This is a genomic window from Amycolatopsis sp. NBC_01307 (genome assembly GCF_035975215.1).
Classification (GTDB): Bacteria; Actinomycetota; Actinomycetes; order Mycobacteriales; family Pseudonocardiaceae; genus Amycolatopsis.
In genome coordinates, this window is the sequence record NZ_CP108403.1 from 7,481,667 (window position 1) to 7,495,526 (window position 13,860).

Below are 13,860 nucleotides of genomic sequence, written 5' to 3' on the forward strand. Positions count from 1 at the left end.
CGCGAGGCGTGCGCCGCGCCATGTGCCGGACGATAGAGTTGGGGACCATGGCCACACTCGTTGAGGAAGCCGCGCGCCTTGCGGAGCAACTCGTTAGCCCACTCGGGCGTCGCTGGTCGCACGTGCAAGCCGTAGCAGCACGTGCGGGCGAGCTGACTGGTGCTGTGCAGCCGGACCAGGCGGAACACCTGGTAGCCGCGGCATGGCTTCACGACATCGGGTACTCCCGCGAGATCGGCCTGACGAAGTTCCATCCCCTCGACGGCGCGCGACACCTGCGAGACCTCGGTTGGCCGGCGGACATCGTGAACTTGGTGGCGCACCACTCCGGTGCTCGCTTCGAGGCAGCAGAACGAGGTATGAGCGAGCAACTGGACGAATTCCCGTTCGCCGACGATCCAGTATTGGACGCCTTGGTTACCGCGGATCTCACGACCGGGCCTGGCGGAGAGCGCTTGACCTACGATGAGCGAATTGCGGAGATCCTGAAGCGATATCCTGCCACTGACCCGGTTCACCGGACATGGGTCAAGGCCGCCCCCATCCTCAGAGAGGCAGTGCGCCGCACAACGGACCGCCTGACCGAAAGTCAGCCCAAATAGGGCGATGTTCGCGACGAGTCCAACGCGTGATCAATCCGCAGCCTCATTGACGGGTGAATGTTCAGCGCGTCCAGTTCTTCTGGGGCGACCCATCGCACAGCTTTTGTTTCAGTGCCGTCTTCGCGAGGCTCACCGTCAACCCAGTGCCCCTCAAAGCACAGCGAGAACTGCTGCCGAACCTCGCCGTCGTCATACGCCATTACGTGGTTTGGGTCGGTGTAGGTGCCGATCAAGCGGACAATGTCAACACGTAGCCCCGTCTCTTCTCGTACCTCTCGCACTGCCGTATCGGCAATCCGCTCGCCCGCATCGTGTCCGCCGCCCGGCAGCGCCCATAGGTCGTTGTCGATTTTGTGAATCAGGAGAATCCGTCCCGCGTCATCGCGGATTGCTACGGTCACAGACGGGACCACGCTGTTCGCGGCCGGGGCATTCGGGTCATTGAAGTAGTCAATCCGACTCATTGGACCTCAAATGGCTTCTCGGGCACACCAGCAGACCAGTTCCGTTCAAATGAACGCATGTAGTGCTGCCACATCTGGCCGTTTGGCTGTCGACGTAAGTGCATGACCGGGCTTTGACCAGCGAGGGCACCGAGAGTGTGACCGTTGACCAGCAGGTCGTCGTCGAACCGGTAAAGCGAGTTGTACAGAATCTCACCGTGCGTTCGGACCTCGACACCGTCAAGTTCGACGACGTCCGCGAGATAGCGACGCATTAGCTGTATTCGCCCCTCTAGACCGCCCGGAGTCCCCTCTTCGATCGCACGCTGCTTGACCGCCTCTGCGGTCTCGTTGCCGACCAAGAGGCGGAATTGCACGCCCTCTGCGGCTTTCTCGCGGATCAGCGGGACCAAGTCGTACTGCTCGACCAGGAACGCACCAGAGAAGACCAGCACGTCCATGCGCTCCTGCACGCCCGCCAGCAACGCCTCCCAGCCGCGCCCCGTGATGGCCGACCGGGATGGATACAGGTGCACTAGCTCCGACTCGGTCGGTGCCGGCCGGGCGTCGGTTGCAAGCGAGGGCCAAATGTCCTGCTCACGCCCACCAAGTACGTCGACGATCTTGTGTCGAGTCTTGCGGTGCGGCACGACCTCGTTCCGGATCCACCGATCCACCGTCTTCGGGTCCGCGTCGACCTTCGCGGCGAGATCTTCGACTCTTAGGTTCGCAGCCAGGATCGCTGTACGCAGTCGGTCGTTAGCCACGCAGCCCTCCCCCCGCCGGGACGTTTTTAGGACGTTTCGTGGGACATTTCGCGACAGCGGGACGTCCCCAAAGATCTTCGGAAACGCGGTAACGCCGTCCGCTGACCTGCGGTTTTCTTATGGCATGACAGCGCACCGAAACCGCAGCCCTCAACGCTCCCCCACCAACTTCTCCAAGGCGTCGACCCTCTTGCGCAGCTCAGCCAACTCGCCGGCCATCGCACTCATCGGGTCGGCCGCCTCCCCCGGCACGTCGTTGACGAAGACGCCAACGGACGGCGTCGCCGTAAGCCACTTCTCGTCCTGTAGCAGCCGCAAAGCCTTCTGCGCTGTGCCTAGCGCAACGTCGTACTTGTCTGCCAGAACTCGGTTGCCAGGGAGCTTCTCCCCCGGCTTCAGGACACCCCGACGGATGTCTGTCCGGATCTGTTCGGCCACCCGCTCGTAGGTAGCCATTGCCGCCGCGCTGCCGTCCATAGAGCAAGTCTAGCCAGACCGACTCAATCTGACCTACATCACCCGAAAGACGTAGTGCCAACCGACTCATACCGATATAGATTGATATGTGTCAGCAGGGCAACTTCTAGGAAGGGTTCAACCCGATGAGGAATGCACACCCCAGCCGCCGCCAGGTCGAGATGGCCGCCGGAGATCTGGACTTCGACGTGTTCGCCGACACCAGCAGCCTGGCTGCTGAGGCCACTCCGTTCGGCGCGATGGATGAGCTGGCTGCCTGCCGGGATCTGCTGGCGCAGGTCGACGCAGAGCTGAACGCACAGCCGGACACCGCCTGGACCGCGGACGGCCACCTGGTCACGCTGCGATTCGTGTCGGTGGACCTGCTCACCGGCGCCGACCGCAGGAACCCGGCGGCCGAGGTCCAGGCCGCGTCATGGCTGGACGAGGTGGCCTGACATGACTGACCGCCTGTTCGTCCCGGCCGAGCTGTCCGGACTGCTGACCAAAATGCCGCCCGCCGCGGCAACGCCGTTCGAGCGGCTCGACTGGCTGGACCGCACGCACAACCACCTCCGACAGCTGTTCACCAGCTCGCACGGCCTGGTCGCGATGCGGATGGCCCGAGTGATCGACCAGGCCCGCAGCGCCGCCCACGACGAGTTCGACAGGACTACCAGCTCCGCCGCCTGACCCACCTCTAAGCGCATTTCCGCGCCACATTTCCAGCAATTCCCGCATTCGCCCCAGGGCACCGCCATGCCTGCACCCGGCACCACCCGCACAGAGAGGACAGACCATGACTCGCACCGTGAACACCGAGATCGCCGGCCGGTTCCACGACCTGGCCGACACCTTGGTCCACAACGCCACGGTCCTGTCCACCGCCGGGCTGCCGGAGACCGTGACCGCGGTCCGAGCGACCGTCTACGGCGACGTCGCGGCACAGCTTCGGCTGCTGGCCGACGTCGAGTTCGACCAGGCCGAAGGCAACCCTCTGGTGATCGCAGTCGCCGAGGACGAGATCACCGCCGCGGTGACTCGCCGGTTCGGGCTGCTTGCCGGACAGCTCGCTGCCAACGCCCGCATCCTCACCGCCCGCACGGCGGACGCGGTGATGGCACGCCGGGCCGCGGTCTACCGCGACGTCGCGGCCCAGGTCCGGCTGCTGGCCGACGAAGCTGCTCTGTCCGTGACGGCCCGCCGCCGGCAGGTGAGTCGGCCGCCGCTGTCGAACATCGCGCCGGTGACCCCGATCGCGGCCAAGGCCGCGAGCCGAGCACCGCGAGTGCGGGCGGAATTCCTCGAGTCACTGGTGGACGCGATCGCCCGCCGTCGCCGTGCCGGCTGGTCCGTAGCTCGGCTGACGCTGTGGCTGCGCACCAGCCTGCGGGACCCGCAGACCGACGCCGTCCACCCGTGCGCTCAGCGCTCGTTCGTCACCTACGTCACCAGCCTGCTGGCCGGCCCCCAGGCCCTGCACGCCGCCTGACCCCCTCCGCTCGCTCCATCCACTGTGGAACAGGAGACCAGCATGGCCACCACCGACCACACCGCGCCGACCACGGCCGCCACCGGCACCACCCCGCAGCACCTCAAAGACGCCCACGACCAGGTCCGGGACGAGATCCGCCGGGCCGACACCAAAGCGCAGATCCTGCTCTCGCTGGTCGGCGCCGCACTGGCCGGTGTCATCGCCCTGAGCCCCCGGGCGACGTCGGTGCCCGCGGCGGTGGCACTGGGTCTGACGGCGGTGCCGATCTTCGCGGCGGTGCTCGTGCTGCTGTCCGCTCTGCGGGCCCGGATCCACAACGACCCGGTCCCGGGAACCTGGCTCGACGCCGCCCGCAACGGCCCTGACGTCCTGCTCACCGCCGACGTCACCACCTCCGCCGCCCGGATCGCCGACGACGTCGCGGTGCTGGGCCGGATCGCAGTCGGCAAGTACGGCCGGACCAACACCGCCATCCGACTGCTCACCACCGGCCTGTTCCTGGCCCCGGTCGCGCTGCTGCTCGCCGCGACCACCTGACCCGAACCCGTTGCCCTGTAAAGGAGCTGTGCTCATGAGTGCTGCACTCGTCACGCTGAGCGGGGTGGACAAGCTCACCGCGGTCGCCCGCCAGGTCGTCCGCGACACCCCCGCCCCCGAACCGTGCTTCGTCTCCCTCGACGTCCGGATGAGCCAGATCGACATTCAGCCGTCGGGCGGCCGGGACCCGGTCGAGGCGCTGGGGACTCTGCTGGTGTGGACCCACACGCTGACCGGCATCACCGGCACGTGGTTCTGCACCAGGGATGGCGACCTGTTCATCACCTTGGCCGGCCGCGGCCCCAGCGGCGTCCAGGTCCGGGTCTACAGCTCGATTCCGTTCGACGGCGCCCGCGGCTACGTGACCCGGCCGGCCGACGGCGGGGAGTCGGTCACTCCGGACGAGCTGTACCAGCTCGCGCTCTCCATCCGGGAAGGACAGTGATGACGCTGACCTTCCCCGAAACCGGGGTGCTGCTGGGCTCGAACACGAAACTCGGGCTCGAACTGGGCTACGACATCGCCGACCCGTGGGCGGTCACGCTCACCGCGGCTGGGCAGGTGTGGCTGTTCGCCCGGGACTTGCTCGCTTCCGGCTGCAACGAGCCGACCGGTGACGGTGACGTCCAGGTCCGCCCGGACACCGGCGGCGTCTTCGCCCGCGTCGTGATCGCGCTGTCCTCCCCGGACGGCGCGGCGGAGATCGCGGTGCCGCGCGGCACTGTCGAGTCGTTCCTCGCCGCCGCCGACGCCGTGGTGCCCGCCGGGCACGAAGACATCGACTGGCCCACTGAGCTGGCCCGTCTCTCCGGCGGTACCGCCGCCTGAGCTCACCCTCCTCTTCCTCCACTGTCCGGAAAGGAACGTGGAACTAATGAGCGTTTTCGAGATCGCGAAGGAGCACGGATCGTGGCGGCTGGCCGCGTTCGCGCTGGCGGTGCTGCTGTTCCTGGCTCTGAGCCTGCTCCGTTGGCCGCTGCTGCTGACCGCGCGGCTGCTGCTGGCCGTGCAGTCCGGGTTGGACGCCCGGATCACCGCAAGTTTCGCCGGAGCGGTTCCGGCGCCCCAGGAGACCGGTTGAGAAAGGACAACACGATGGCAGGCAAGTCAATGCGGCGCCGCACCCGCGGTGATGTCGTCGAGACCGGCGGCGGGCCGGTGGTGGACCGGGCGATCGCCCGCGTCGGGTGGTGGCTGCCGGAAACGGTGATCTCCGCCGCGCTGGCCGGACTGGTCCTGTGGGCCGGGATCGGCTGGCTGGTCTGGCCGATCGCCGCCGGGCTGCTGGTGCGGATCGGCTGGGAGTGGCCGGCCACCCGCCGCTCCGCCCGGCTCATCTCCGCCGTGGCCGCGTGGATCGGCCGCCGGTGGCGACGTCGCCACCAGCGCACCAGCCCAGCCGACGCCGCGGTGACCGGGCAGCGCGAGCGGGACGAGGTCGCCTCGTGACCGCCCGCCGTGCCGCGGCACAGCGAAGAGACAGGGGAGGAGGTGAACACCCATGACGCTGTTGGGCAAGGTCGGCGGCGGAGCTGCTCTGTTCGTGGCCGCCGCGGTCGCCGTCGGCTACACCCACGACGGTGGCCTCGACTTCGGCGACGGCGTCGGGCTGGCCGCCGACGCCGGGCCCGGGATCGCGGACATCCCCGGCCCGTACCTGGCCCAGTACAAGGCAGCGGCCGGGACCTGCCCGGCCCTGGACTGGGCACTGCTGGCCGGGGTCGGGAAGGTCGAGACCGACCACGGCCGCCTCAAGGCTGAGGGAGTGCGGTCGGGAGCGAACTTCGCCGGGGCGGCCGGGCCGATGCAGTTCCTGCCCGCCACCTTCGCCGGAGTCCGAGCCCGGCACCCGGGCATCGGCTCGGACATCTACGACCCGGCCGACGCCATACCGGCGGCGGCGCACTACCTGTGTGACTCCGGCCTGGCCGCCGGGGACACCCGCCGCGCTGTCTTCGCCTACAACCACGCCGGCTGGTACGTCGACAAGGTCCAGGCTCAGGCCGCCGCCTACCGCCGCGCCTGACCCGTCCCACCGTTCCCGTGGCCCGAGGAATCCGGCCGCGCTCACCGCACCACCGCTGCACCCGCACCACCGCTCGACGGGGTCCGCGGGTGGCTTCGTGCTGCCCGCAAACCCCTGCTCCGTTCCTGTTGCACCCCAACGAGATCCGTGGAGAAATCATGATCAAGCTCATCGCGTTCCTGGTCGCCGCCATCACCGCGTGGCTGGCCTACGGCGCCACCACCCTGCACCAGAAGGACCCGTCCCACTACGGCCTCACCCTGCCGCTGGCGCTGGGGGCGATCGCGGTGGTGTCGCTGCTGGTCCTGTTCTCCGGCGGCAAGTCCAAGGCCAAGTCCAGCCGCTGACCCACCCCGCCTCACCTCGTGTTCCTTCATCGCGCTTGACGACCCTCGGGAGAAAGTCCATGCGGATCACCGCCTACATCGTGTTCGCCGTCTCGGCCTGGCTGACCTACGGCGCCAACAGCCTGCAGTTCAAGGACCCGGCCCACTACGGCATGGGCCTGGCGTGGGTCCTGTTCACCATCGCCGCGGTCAGCGGTGTCTTCGCCGTGCTCGCCACGGGCAAGGACAAGGCCACCGCCCGCTGACCCTGAACACACCACGGCCCCGGGTTCCGGGCGGCGCACCCGATGCCCGCCCGGAACCCGGCACCACCCCTGTCCACCGTCCACTCACGACACCTCGGAGGGCTGCCCGTGGACCGCCCGCCCCGCGCCTATCCGCTCCCGCAACCGGAGAACGACCCGCGGTTCACCATCGGCCTGGTGCTCGACGTCGCCGACTCGCTCGCCCGCCACGGCTACCCGCCGCTGTCCGGCGGCGGAGACGACCACGTCGAGCTGCAACAGGCTCTGTTCCGGTTCCTCTACACCCCGATCACCTGACCCTCCCGAAAGGACTGATGGCCTTTGCGGATCATCATCGGCTTGATCGTGTTCATCGCCCTGTGGGCGCTGTTCGCGCTCGGCTACCGCGTCACCCCGCCGGCCGTGAGCCGCCCGGCCCCGCCGACCACCTCGGTGCCGTGCCCGCCCCCGCCGGAGAGCAGCAGCACCCCCGCGGTCCCCGGCACGACCACTTTGGCCCCGGCCGGCGGCGGCGCCGGAACGTCCGCGCTGCCCGGGGGCACCGCGGTGAGCCGTGCCCGGCCGTGACGTCCACGCTCACGGTCACCGCGGTGCCCCCGGGCAGCTGAACCCCGGGAGCACGGTTCCGCCCTTCTGCGGGGGTCTCCGACGTCGGCGCGTACCTCCCGCCGCCGGAGACCCCCGCCCTTCCTTCTCACACAGAACGAGTCGCTGACCACTGTGGACACCCGCCCCGCAGGCCCGGTGTCCCTCGCATGAAAGAGGTCGACATGAGCTGGCAGGACGAGATGCGCGCCAACCGCGCCGCCAAGGCCGAAGCTGCTCGGTTGCAGCAGCAGACCGAGACCGGCAATGACATCGCCCTGATGCACGCCGCCGGGCAGGAAGCCCGCGCCGACCGCGAGCTGGCGGCCGACCTGGCCGCCAAGGCCAAGGACGCTGCCGACGCTGAGCGGGTCCGACGCAAGGGGGTCCGCGCGAAGCGGCGGGCGGCGGTGAAGGACTTCGCGAAGTCGCATGTGGTCGACGGCCTGATCTACGCCATCGCCGTGGTGTCGTTCGTCATGGCCGCGTCTGCGATGGCCGGCTACGGCGCGACCGTGTACGACTCGCCGCTGGGCAAGTTGCTGCCCCTGATCACCGAACTAGGCATGTGGGCCTTCGCCGTCGCGGTGCTGGCGGCCCGCTCCAAGGACAAAACCCGCCCGGTGTGGGGATACCAGGCCGGGGTGTGGGTGTTCGGGACGCTCGCGTTCGTCACCAACGCCGTGCACGGCCTGGCCCGCGGCTTCGACGCCGGCCTGATCATGGGCGTGGTGTCGGTGGCCGGCGTCATCGCCCACCAGCTGGCCATCGCCACCCCGCCGCGCCCGGCAGCCCAGCGCGCGGCCGACAAGCTCGCGGCGGCGGCCGCGGCCAAGACGAACGCGGCGGCCCGCGCCGCGCTCAAGTCCGCCACGGCGCAGGTCGACGCCGCGGGCAATGCCCGCCTCACCTACGCCCCCGGCACGTACGAGATCCGGCGCAGCCGGCTGGTCGCCGTGGAGGCGGACCCGGACGTGCCCGGCCCGCCCGACGCGATGGACGTCGCCCTCGCCGCGCTCCTGAATCCGGACCGCCCCGCACCGCGCGGCGACGGCGGTTCGGTGCTCGGGTCGGACGGCGGGGTCGCCACAGCCGAAGCGCCCCGCGACGACACCACCGACGGTCCGGGCCCGGACCGGCCGGCGCCGCGCCGGACCGCACCCGACCGCCCGGGCAAGAGCGGCGGCGGGCGGGCGGTCCGCGACGCCGCCCACTTCGCACAGCTGCGGACCCGGCTGGCCGAGGCGGTCGCGGCCGGGGACATCGACCCGGCCAAGGCGTCCATCTACGCCATCGCCAAGACGCTGCACTGCGGCAAGCCCGCCGCCAAGCGCCTGCACGCCGAACTCCGCAACCCCCAGGACTGACCCCGGTCCAGTCCGGCCCGGCCCGCAAGCACCCCCTCGGTGCTGTGCGGGCCGGAGCCGGTCCGGATCGGATGCAGAACTACCCCGCCGATCCGGTACGAGAAGGGATCACCCGACCATGACGCAGGACAACGCGACACCCCCCGGGACCGGGGACAACACCGCTCACGGTCCGGACGGGACCAGCCCGGACCGCACCACCGACCGCGACCACCAGACCGGTCCGCGGACGGGTTCCGACGGCGGTCCCGACGGGTCCGGACCGGACCGCGGGACCGTTGTCCCGTTCCGCCGCCCGGACCCCGCATCCGACCCGCACACGATCGACGGAGAGGTGCTCGAACCCGGTACGGACATGGCCGTCGGGACGGTCCGCCACACCTGGGGCACCCGGGTCGTGCGCAGTACCGGCCGGGTGCTGGCCGGCCCGTCGGATGAGACCCGGGCCCGGCTGGCCGAGGCCACCGTGGAGTTCTCCCACACCGCCGGGCACCGCATCGGAACCGGCACCCGGACCGGGCTGCGGGTGACCGGCCGCGGGTGGCACTTCGCCCGCCGCCACGCCTCGATCATCGGCAAGGGCATCGAGTCCGCCCGGCAGCGCAAGCGCGCGGACCGGGAGAACACCGACCTCAAGGCCGCCCGGGCCGAAGCACGCGCGTCCGGCGACCACAGTGCGGTGGAAGCCCTGACACGCCAGTACAACGAGGGCCGGCACGTCACCGTCGACACGATGCGCAAGTGGGCGGATCTGGTCTGGGGCATCGGCTGGCGCACCGGCGCCGCGCTGGGCGTGCTGTTCGTCGTCTCGGTCATCGTCGGGCTGGTCAACGGGCTCGGTCGCTGGCTGGGCGAGTTCGACGCCACCGACGTGCTCGCGGTGTGGCGCGGCGCGCTGGCGTTCGCGTGGGCGGCCGGGGTGTTCGTGGTGACCTGGTGGTGGACGTTCCCCACCGGCGCCGCGCTGCTGAAGCTCTCGCGCTGGTGGCGCGACGGCAACCGGCTCGGGGACCAGGTTCTGCCCGTTCACCTGCGGAAAGAGGCCACCCGCAACCTGCGGGTCGAGCTGTCGGAGTCCGCTGTGGTGGCCGCGCTGGCCAACATCAACAACGGCAAGCTGAATGCGGTGATCAAGGAAGGCTGGCCGCACCGCGACACCGACAACGCGTGGGTGCAGCCCCCGATGATCGACGGCAAGGGCTGGTCAACGAAGATCCGGCTGCCCCAGGGCGCGCCAGTGAAGGCGATCGACAAGGCCAAGGAGATGCTGTCCCACAACCTGGGTTGCCGGCCGATGGAGCTGTTCGTCCGCGCCGACACCGAGGACCCCACGGTGCTGGACCTGTTCCGGCTCAACCCGGGGGCACTGCGGGACCCGGTTGACCCGTATCCGCTGCTCAGTGAGGGTGCGACCGACTACTGGTCGGGGTTCCCGGTCGGGGTGAACCTGCGTGGCGAGCCGATCGTGGCGGACATGCCCGAACGCAACTTCGTGATGGCCGGGGCTCCCGGTTCGGGCAAGTCGACCCTGATGATCACCCTGGCGACCGGGGCGATCCTGGACCCGCTGGTGGACGTGGACGTGTTCGTCTTCGCGGAGAACAACGACTACGAGGCCCTGAAACCCTGCCTGAACGAGTATTCGCCGGGCGCGGGGGAGGACAACGTCAACGCGGCTCTGGACCACCTGCAGGGCCTTTACGACGACCTGACCGAGCGGGGCCGGCTGCTGCAGAAGCACAACGTGTCCAGCGTGCTGGAGGCCGGGCGGGAGATCGTGGCTCGGGAGCCGGGGTTGCGGCCGCGGATCGTGGTGCTGGAGGAGTGCCAGCGGCTGTTCCGCCAGGACAAGGCCGAGGACCGCAAACGGATCGTGAACCTGGTGATCAACCTGTTCATGGCGAGCCGCAAATACGCCGTTCACCTGGCGTTTCTCACCCCCAGCCCGTCGGACCAGTCGCTGCCGCGGGACCTGGTGGCGATGTCGACCAACCGGGCGTGCGGGGCGGTCAACGGCAACAAGGCCCGCAACAACGCGGTGCTGGGGGAGAAGGCGCACGAGGAAGGGATTTCGGCGCTGGACCTCAAGCCCAAGACGAAAACCGCGCTGAACGACTGCGGGACGCTGGTCACCGTCGGGTTCATGGACGAGCCGGGCGCGCTGCGCAGCTACTTCCTGTCCGAGGCAGCCAAAGACGCCATCGTCGCCCGTGCCCTGGAGGCCCGCGGCGGCGGCGCCGGCACGGTGGACATCGTGGTGGCTCGCGATCCGCTGACCGACGTGCTCGCCGTGCTGGCCGAGATGACGCCGCGCGAAGGCGAGACGCACCCGCGGGCGGCGGCCGTCGCCGCCGCTCTGGCCGCCCGCTGGAACCACTACAGCGGGTGGCAGATCAAGCAGGTCACAGACCTGCTCGGTTTGCACGGCTACAAGGTCCCGACTACGGACCGTCAGTATCCGGTCGACCCGGCACGGGTCGCGGACGCGCTCTCCGCCCGGGACACCGTCGGCGCGGAATGAGCCCGTCCGAGCTGCCCGCACCCTTCGAAACCGGGGGTGCGGGCAGCTCGGACCTGGCGACGCATCCGGCTCATCTCGCTCATTTCGACTCATTCTCGCTGATCAAGCCGCCGACCAGGCAACTCATCCGCAAAATGAGCTAGCTCATTCGCTTTCGCAAAACTCATCCGCGGGCTCATCCGCGACTCATCCGCCGCCGGGCCCCGCGCACGTCGCCCCGCCCCCCACTCGACGACTACCGAATGTAGTCGTCGAGTGGAGTGAGGCCAGCTCTGCCGGGCACGTCGCGCCGATCACCGAATGTGAAGGGATGCCCTCACCATGACTTCTCCCGCTTCGCTGCGCCTGCTCGCCCATGACCTGCCCGGCCTCGGCTCGCCGTCCCGGACGCGATGGGAGTGCCGCTCGTGCGGGGCCCGCAACCGGATGCGGCAGCGCGTCTGCCACCGCTGCACCCAGAACCGGCCCCGTCGCTGATGAGCGCGCCGACACCGCCGCGGGGCCGCAACCGCGACAACCCCGAGCTGGCTCGTCCGGGTGGCCTGCACGAGGCGATCACCCGGGACCAGGCTCCCGGGCCCGGTCTCGCGCCCAACACGCCTCGCCGGCGCCGACGCTGACCCGCGGCCTGCCCGTCTGCCAGCACTACCTGCCCGCACCGTCCACAACAGAACACCGCGCACCCGCCGGGTGCGGATCCACCTGCGTCCCAGCCGAACCCGGCTAGGGCGCGTTCGTGCCCACCGACTACTGGAGTTGATCGTCATGGCTGGACTTCCCGAGATCACGATGGCCGGAACCCTCACCGGGGATCCGGAGATGCGGTTCACCCCGTCCGGGGCCGGGGTGTGCTCGTTCACCCTGGTCGCCAACGACCGCCGGCTGGACCGCGAGTCCGGTGAGTGGAAAGACGCCGGCGCGACGTTCCTGCGCTGCACGGTGTGGCGCCGCCAGGCCGAGAACGTCGCCGACTGCCGCCAGGGCGACCGGCTGCTGATCACCGGTGAACTGCGTCAGTCCGAATGGGACGACAAGAACACCGGCGACAAGCGCTACGGCTTCGACGTCCAGGTCCGTGAGGCCGCGCTGTCGATGCTGTGGCACCCGGCGAAGTCCGCGCGCCCCGACCGCGGCAACGGCGGCAACGGCGGCGGTGGCGGGGACGCGTGGGCGTCGGCGACCCCGGCGTCGTCGCTGCCGGACCAACCGCCGTTCTGACGCGCCCGGGCGGCGTGACCGGTGGCCGGCACGACCTACCACGCAACCGCGATCACCGCGTGGCTCACCGACACAGCCGGACTCGACCCGGACGCGGCGCGCCGCGCGGGCCGGGCGGTGGCCGAGGCCTGGAACGCCTGCGAGTTCTACGCCTCGGCCACCTGCCTGCCCCTGGCCGCCGCCCTCACCGCGTCCGGTCGACCGGCGGCCGGAGTGGACGCGGTGGCGCAGGCCTTGGCGCGGCGGTTCGGCACGCACCTGCACGACGTCCCCGCGTGGGACCGCAACCCCCTGTGGCGAAAGGAGATCGCGTGAGTGAGGCACGACGGCGGGCTCTGGAGGCGGTCGCGTTGAGCATGGCTGGCAGAGGGTGGGCGGTGTTCCCGATCATGCCCGGCCGCAAGTTCCCGCCGGCCTGGCACCGCGCCGACACCTGCCCCGGCACCGGCCCGTGCGCCGGCGGGCACGTGACGCCCGAACACCTGGCGACCACCGACCCGGAGACCATCGCCCGGGTGTGGGCGAAGGTCCCGTACAACGTCGCGGTGTTCGCGGGGAAGTCCGGCCGGCACGTCATCGACTGCGACGTCCGCAAGCCCACCGAACCCGCCGGCCCCGACGGCTGGGAAGAACTCCAAGCCCTCGCCGCGCACCGCGGTGGGCCGCTGCCCGACACCTGGACCACCTCGACACCCAGCGGCGGTCGGCAGCTCTGGTACCCGGTGCCGCCCGGGGTGCGGCTGAGCTCCACCGTCAAGCACATCGCGGCGCACGTGGACACCCGCGGCTGGGGCGGCTACGCGCTGGCGCCGGGCAGCGTCCGCGATGACGGCGCCTACGAGCTGTTTGACGACACCGAGGGCCCGGAGTTGCCGGGGTGGTTGGTCCAAGCCTCGGTGAGACTCCCGCCCACGGCCAGTACAGGCCGAACGGAGAAGCCCGTAGCCGCACCGGATGCCTACACCGCCACCGCGTTGCGGGCCGAGTGCGACCGCGTCCGTGCCGCGCCGTCGGGGCGGCGGAACAAGGCGCTGTCGACCGCGGCCTACGCCCTCGGGCAGCTGGTCGGGGCCGACCTGCTCGACGAAGCCACCGCGCGAGCCGAACTCGAGAACGCGGTCGCGGCCTGGAACACCCCGGGCTCGTGGGGCAAGGACACCGGCGTCATCACCACCGCCCTGGCGGCCGGGTCCCGCAACCGCCGCCGCGTCACCCCGCGCGCTGGCTCCCGCCGCGTCGCCTGACACCCCC

The 13,860-nt window shown here is 70.2% G+C and carries 23 protein-coding genes; 20 read left to right on the forward strand and 3 right to left on the reverse strand.

Going from position 1 to position 13,860, the window contains the following annotated elements; genetic code table 11:
- Positions 1–47 precede the first annotated feature (47 nt).
- A complete protein-coding gene (locus OG439_RS32495; protein WP_326944515.1) occupies positions 48–602 on the forward strand; it encodes an HD domain-containing protein in 555 nt (184 codons plus the stop codon).
- Here OG439_RS32495 and OG439_RS32500 read toward each other — a convergent pair.
- The 3 genes from OG439_RS32500 to OG439_RS32510 all read right to left on the reverse strand — a co-directional run bounded on the left by OG439_RS32500 (position 590) and on the right by OG439_RS32510 (position 2,289).
- Entirely contained in the window at positions 590–1,066 is a 477-nt protein-coding gene (locus OG439_RS32500) for an NUDIX hydrolase (RefSeq protein WP_326944516.1), read from the reverse strand. The genes OG439_RS32495 and OG439_RS32500 overlap by 13 nt on opposite strands.
- Positions 1,063–1,812, reverse strand: a complete 750-nt coding sequence (locus OG439_RS32505; protein WP_326944517.1) for a helix-turn-helix domain-containing protein — start codon at positions 1,810–1,812, stop codon at positions 1,063–1,065. The genes OG439_RS32500 and OG439_RS32505 overlap by 4 nt, the downstream gene beginning before the upstream one ends.
- A 150-nt stretch (positions 1,813–1,962) precedes the next feature.
- Positions 1,963–2,289, reverse strand: a complete 327-nt coding sequence (locus tag OG439_RS32510; protein WP_326944518.1) for a winged helix-turn-helix domain-containing protein — start codon at positions 2,287–2,289, stop codon at positions 1,963–1,965.
- 125 nt (positions 2,290–2,414) lie between these two features.
- On the opposite strand from OG439_RS32510, the gene OG439_RS32515 reads away from it, so the two are divergent.
- The 19 genes from OG439_RS32515 to OG439_RS32605 all read left to right on the forward strand — a co-directional run bounded on the left by OG439_RS32515 (position 2,415) and on the right by OG439_RS32605 (position 13,853).
- The gene (locus OG439_RS32515) at positions 2,415–2,726 is read left to right on the forward strand and encodes a hypothetical protein (RefSeq protein WP_326944519.1); all 312 of its coding nucleotides are present in this window, start codon (positions 2,415–2,417) and stop codon (positions 2,724–2,726) included.
- A 1-nt stretch (position 2,727) separates the two neighbouring features.
- Entirely contained in the window at positions 2,728–2,961 is a 234-nt protein-coding gene (locus OG439_RS32520; protein ID WP_326944520.1) for a hypothetical protein, read from the forward strand.
- A 106-nt stretch (positions 2,962–3,067) separates the two neighbouring features.
- Positions 3,068–3,760, forward strand: coding sequence for a hypothetical protein (locus OG439_RS32525; RefSeq protein ID WP_326944521.1), 693 nt, complete (start codon positions 3,068–3,070; stop codon positions 3,758–3,760).
- Positions 3,761–3,802: 42 nt separating this feature from the next.
- Entirely contained in the window at positions 3,803–4,300 is a 498-nt protein-coding gene (locus OG439_RS32530) for a hypothetical protein (RefSeq protein WP_326944522.1), read from the forward strand.
- Between the two features lie 34 nt (positions 4,301–4,334).
- Entirely contained in the window at positions 4,335–4,745 is a 411-nt protein-coding gene (locus tag OG439_RS32535) for a hypothetical protein (RefSeq protein ID WP_326944523.1), read from the forward strand.
- Positions 4,745–5,128 carry an SsgA family sporulation/cell division regulator gene (locus OG439_RS32540; protein ID WP_326944524.1) on the forward strand — a complete coding sequence of 128 codons (384 nt, stop codon included), beginning with the start codon at positions 4,745–4,747 and terminating at the stop codon, positions 5,126–5,128. The genes OG439_RS32535 and OG439_RS32540 overlap by 1 nt, the downstream gene beginning before the upstream one ends.
- 46 nt (positions 5,129–5,174) lie before the next feature.
- On the forward strand, positions 5,175–5,381 hold the full coding sequence (locus OG439_RS32545; RefSeq protein WP_326944525.1) for a hypothetical protein: 207 nt from the start codon (positions 5,175–5,177) through the stop codon (positions 5,379–5,381).
- A 14-nt stretch (positions 5,382–5,395) separates the two neighbouring features.
- A complete protein-coding gene (locus tag OG439_RS32550) occupies positions 5,396–5,749 on the forward strand; it encodes a hypothetical protein (RefSeq protein ID WP_326944526.1) in 354 nt (117 codons plus the stop codon).
- 52 nt (positions 5,750–5,801) lie between these two features.
- Complete coding sequence (locus OG439_RS32555) at positions 5,802–6,326, forward strand: transglycosylase SLT domain-containing protein (protein ID WP_326944527.1); 525 nt, start codon at positions 5,802–5,804, stop codon at positions 6,324–6,326.
- Between the two features lie 158 nt (positions 6,327–6,484).
- Positions 6,485–6,673 (forward strand): hypothetical protein, encoded by a 189-nt coding sequence (locus tag OG439_RS32560; RefSeq protein ID WP_326944528.1) that lies wholly within the window; start codon positions 6,485–6,487, stop codon positions 6,671–6,673.
- A gap of 59 nt (positions 6,674–6,732) precedes the next feature.
- Positions 6,733–6,918, forward strand: coding sequence for a hypothetical protein (locus OG439_RS32565; protein WP_326944529.1), 186 nt, complete (start codon positions 6,733–6,735; stop codon positions 6,916–6,918).
- Between the two features lie 108 nt (positions 6,919–7,026).
- Positions 7,027–7,215, forward strand: coding sequence for a hypothetical protein (locus OG439_RS32570; protein WP_326944530.1), 189 nt, complete (start codon positions 7,027–7,029; stop codon positions 7,213–7,215).
- 24 nt (positions 7,216–7,239) lie between these two features.
- A complete protein-coding gene (locus OG439_RS32575) occupies positions 7,240–7,485 on the forward strand; it encodes a hypothetical protein (RefSeq protein WP_326944531.1) in 246 nt (81 codons plus the stop codon).
- A 188-nt stretch (positions 7,486–7,673) separates the two neighbouring features.
- The gene (locus OG439_RS32580; RefSeq protein WP_326944532.1) at positions 7,674–8,870 is read left to right on the forward strand and encodes a hypothetical protein; all 1,197 of its coding nucleotides are present in this window, start codon (positions 7,674–7,676) and stop codon (positions 8,868–8,870) included.
- A 118-nt stretch (positions 8,871–8,988) separates the two neighbouring features.
- Positions 8,989–11,391 (forward strand): FtsK/SpoIIIE domain-containing protein, encoded by a 2,403-nt coding sequence (locus OG439_RS32585; protein ID WP_326944533.1) that lies wholly within the window; start codon positions 8,989–8,991, stop codon positions 11,389–11,391.
- A gap of 321 nt (positions 11,392–11,712) precedes the next feature.
- Positions 11,713–11,868 carry a hypothetical protein gene (locus tag OG439_RS32590; protein ID WP_326944534.1) on the forward strand — a complete coding sequence of 52 codons (156 nt, stop codon included), beginning with the start codon at positions 11,713–11,715 and terminating at the stop codon, positions 11,866–11,868.
- A 288-nt stretch (positions 11,869–12,156) separates the two neighbouring features.
- Positions 12,157–12,609: a single-stranded DNA-binding protein gene (gene ssb / locus OG439_RS32595; protein ID WP_326944535.1), complete on the forward strand. Its 453-nt coding sequence runs from the start codon at positions 12,157–12,159 to the stop codon at positions 12,607–12,609.
- Positions 12,610–12,630: 21 nt separating this feature from the next.
- Complete coding sequence (locus tag OG439_RS32600; protein WP_326944536.1) at positions 12,631–12,924, forward strand: hypothetical protein; 294 nt, start codon at positions 12,631–12,633, stop codon at positions 12,922–12,924.
- The gene (locus OG439_RS32605; RefSeq protein WP_326944537.1) at positions 12,921–13,853 is read left to right on the forward strand and encodes a bifunctional DNA primase/polymerase; all 933 of its coding nucleotides are present in this window, start codon (positions 12,921–12,923) and stop codon (positions 13,851–13,853) included. Before OG439_RS32600 ends, OG439_RS32605 begins: the two co-directional genes overlap by 4 nt.
- The last annotated feature ends 7 nt before the right edge of the window (positions 13,854–13,860 follow it).

Excerpts from the sequence above, each read along its gene's own strand:
- OG439_RS32530 (WP_326944522.1), top strand. The coding sequence starts at position 3,803 with ATGGCCACCACCGACCACACCGCGCCGACCACGGCCGCCACCGGCACC.
- OG439_RS32540 (WP_326944524.1), top strand. The coding sequence starts at position 4,745 with ATGACGCTGACCTTCCCCGAAACCGGGGTGCTGCTGGGCTCGAACACG.
- ssb (WP_326944535.1), top strand. The coding sequence starts at position 12,157 with ATGGCTGGACTTCCCGAGATCACGATGGCCGGAACCCTCACCGGGGAT.
- OG439_RS32585 (WP_326944533.1), top strand. The coding sequence starts at position 8,989 with ATGACGCAGGACAACGCGACACCCCCCGGGACCGGGGACAACACCGCT.
- OG439_RS32495 (WP_326944515.1), top strand. The coding sequence starts at position 48 with ATGGCCACACTCGTTGAGGAAGCCGCGCGCCTTGCGGAGCAACTCGTT.
- OG439_RS32560 (WP_326944528.1), top strand. The coding sequence starts at position 6,485 with ATGATCAAGCTCATCGCGTTCCTGGTCGCCGCCATCACCGCGTGGCTG.
- OG439_RS32520 (WP_326944520.1), top strand. The coding sequence starts at position 2,728 with ATGACTGACCGCCTGTTCGTCCCGGCCGAGCTGTCCGGACTGCTGACC.
- OG439_RS32590 (WP_326944534.1), top strand. The coding sequence starts at position 11,713 with ATGACTTCTCCCGCTTCGCTGCGCCTGCTCGCCCATGACCTGCCCGGC.
- OG439_RS32525 (WP_326944521.1), top strand. The coding sequence starts at position 3,068 with ATGACTCGCACCGTGAACACCGAGATCGCCGGCCGGTTCCACGACCTG.
- OG439_RS32515 (WP_326944519.1), top strand. The coding sequence starts at position 2,415 with ATGAGGAATGCACACCCCAGCCGCCGCCAGGTCGAGATGGCCGCCGGA.
- OG439_RS32545 (WP_326944525.1), top strand. The coding sequence starts at position 5,175 with ATGAGCGTTTTCGAGATCGCGAAGGAGCACGGATCGTGGCGGCTGGCC.
- OG439_RS32550 (WP_326944526.1), top strand. The coding sequence starts at position 5,396 with ATGGCAGGCAAGTCAATGCGGCGCCGCACCCGCGGTGATGTCGTCGAG.
- OG439_RS32510 (WP_326944518.1), bottom strand. The coding sequence starts at position 2,289 with ATGGACGGCAGCGCGGCGGCAATGGCTACCTACGAGCGGGTGGCCGAA.
- OG439_RS32535 (WP_326944523.1), top strand. The coding sequence starts at position 4,335 with ATGAGTGCTGCACTCGTCACGCTGAGCGGGGTGGACAAGCTCACCGCG.
- OG439_RS32555 (WP_326944527.1), top strand. The coding sequence starts at position 5,802 with ATGACGCTGTTGGGCAAGGTCGGCGGCGGAGCTGCTCTGTTCGTGGCC.
- OG439_RS32580 (WP_326944532.1), top strand. The coding sequence starts at position 7,674 with ATGAAAGAGGTCGACATGAGCTGGCAGGACGAGATGCGCGCCAACCGC.
- OG439_RS32500 (WP_326944516.1), bottom strand. The coding sequence starts at position 1,066 with ATGAGTCGGATTGACTACTTCAATGACCCGAATGCCCCGGCCGCGAAC.
- OG439_RS32565 (WP_326944529.1), top strand. The coding sequence starts at position 6,733 with ATGCGGATCACCGCCTACATCGTGTTCGCCGTCTCGGCCTGGCTGACC.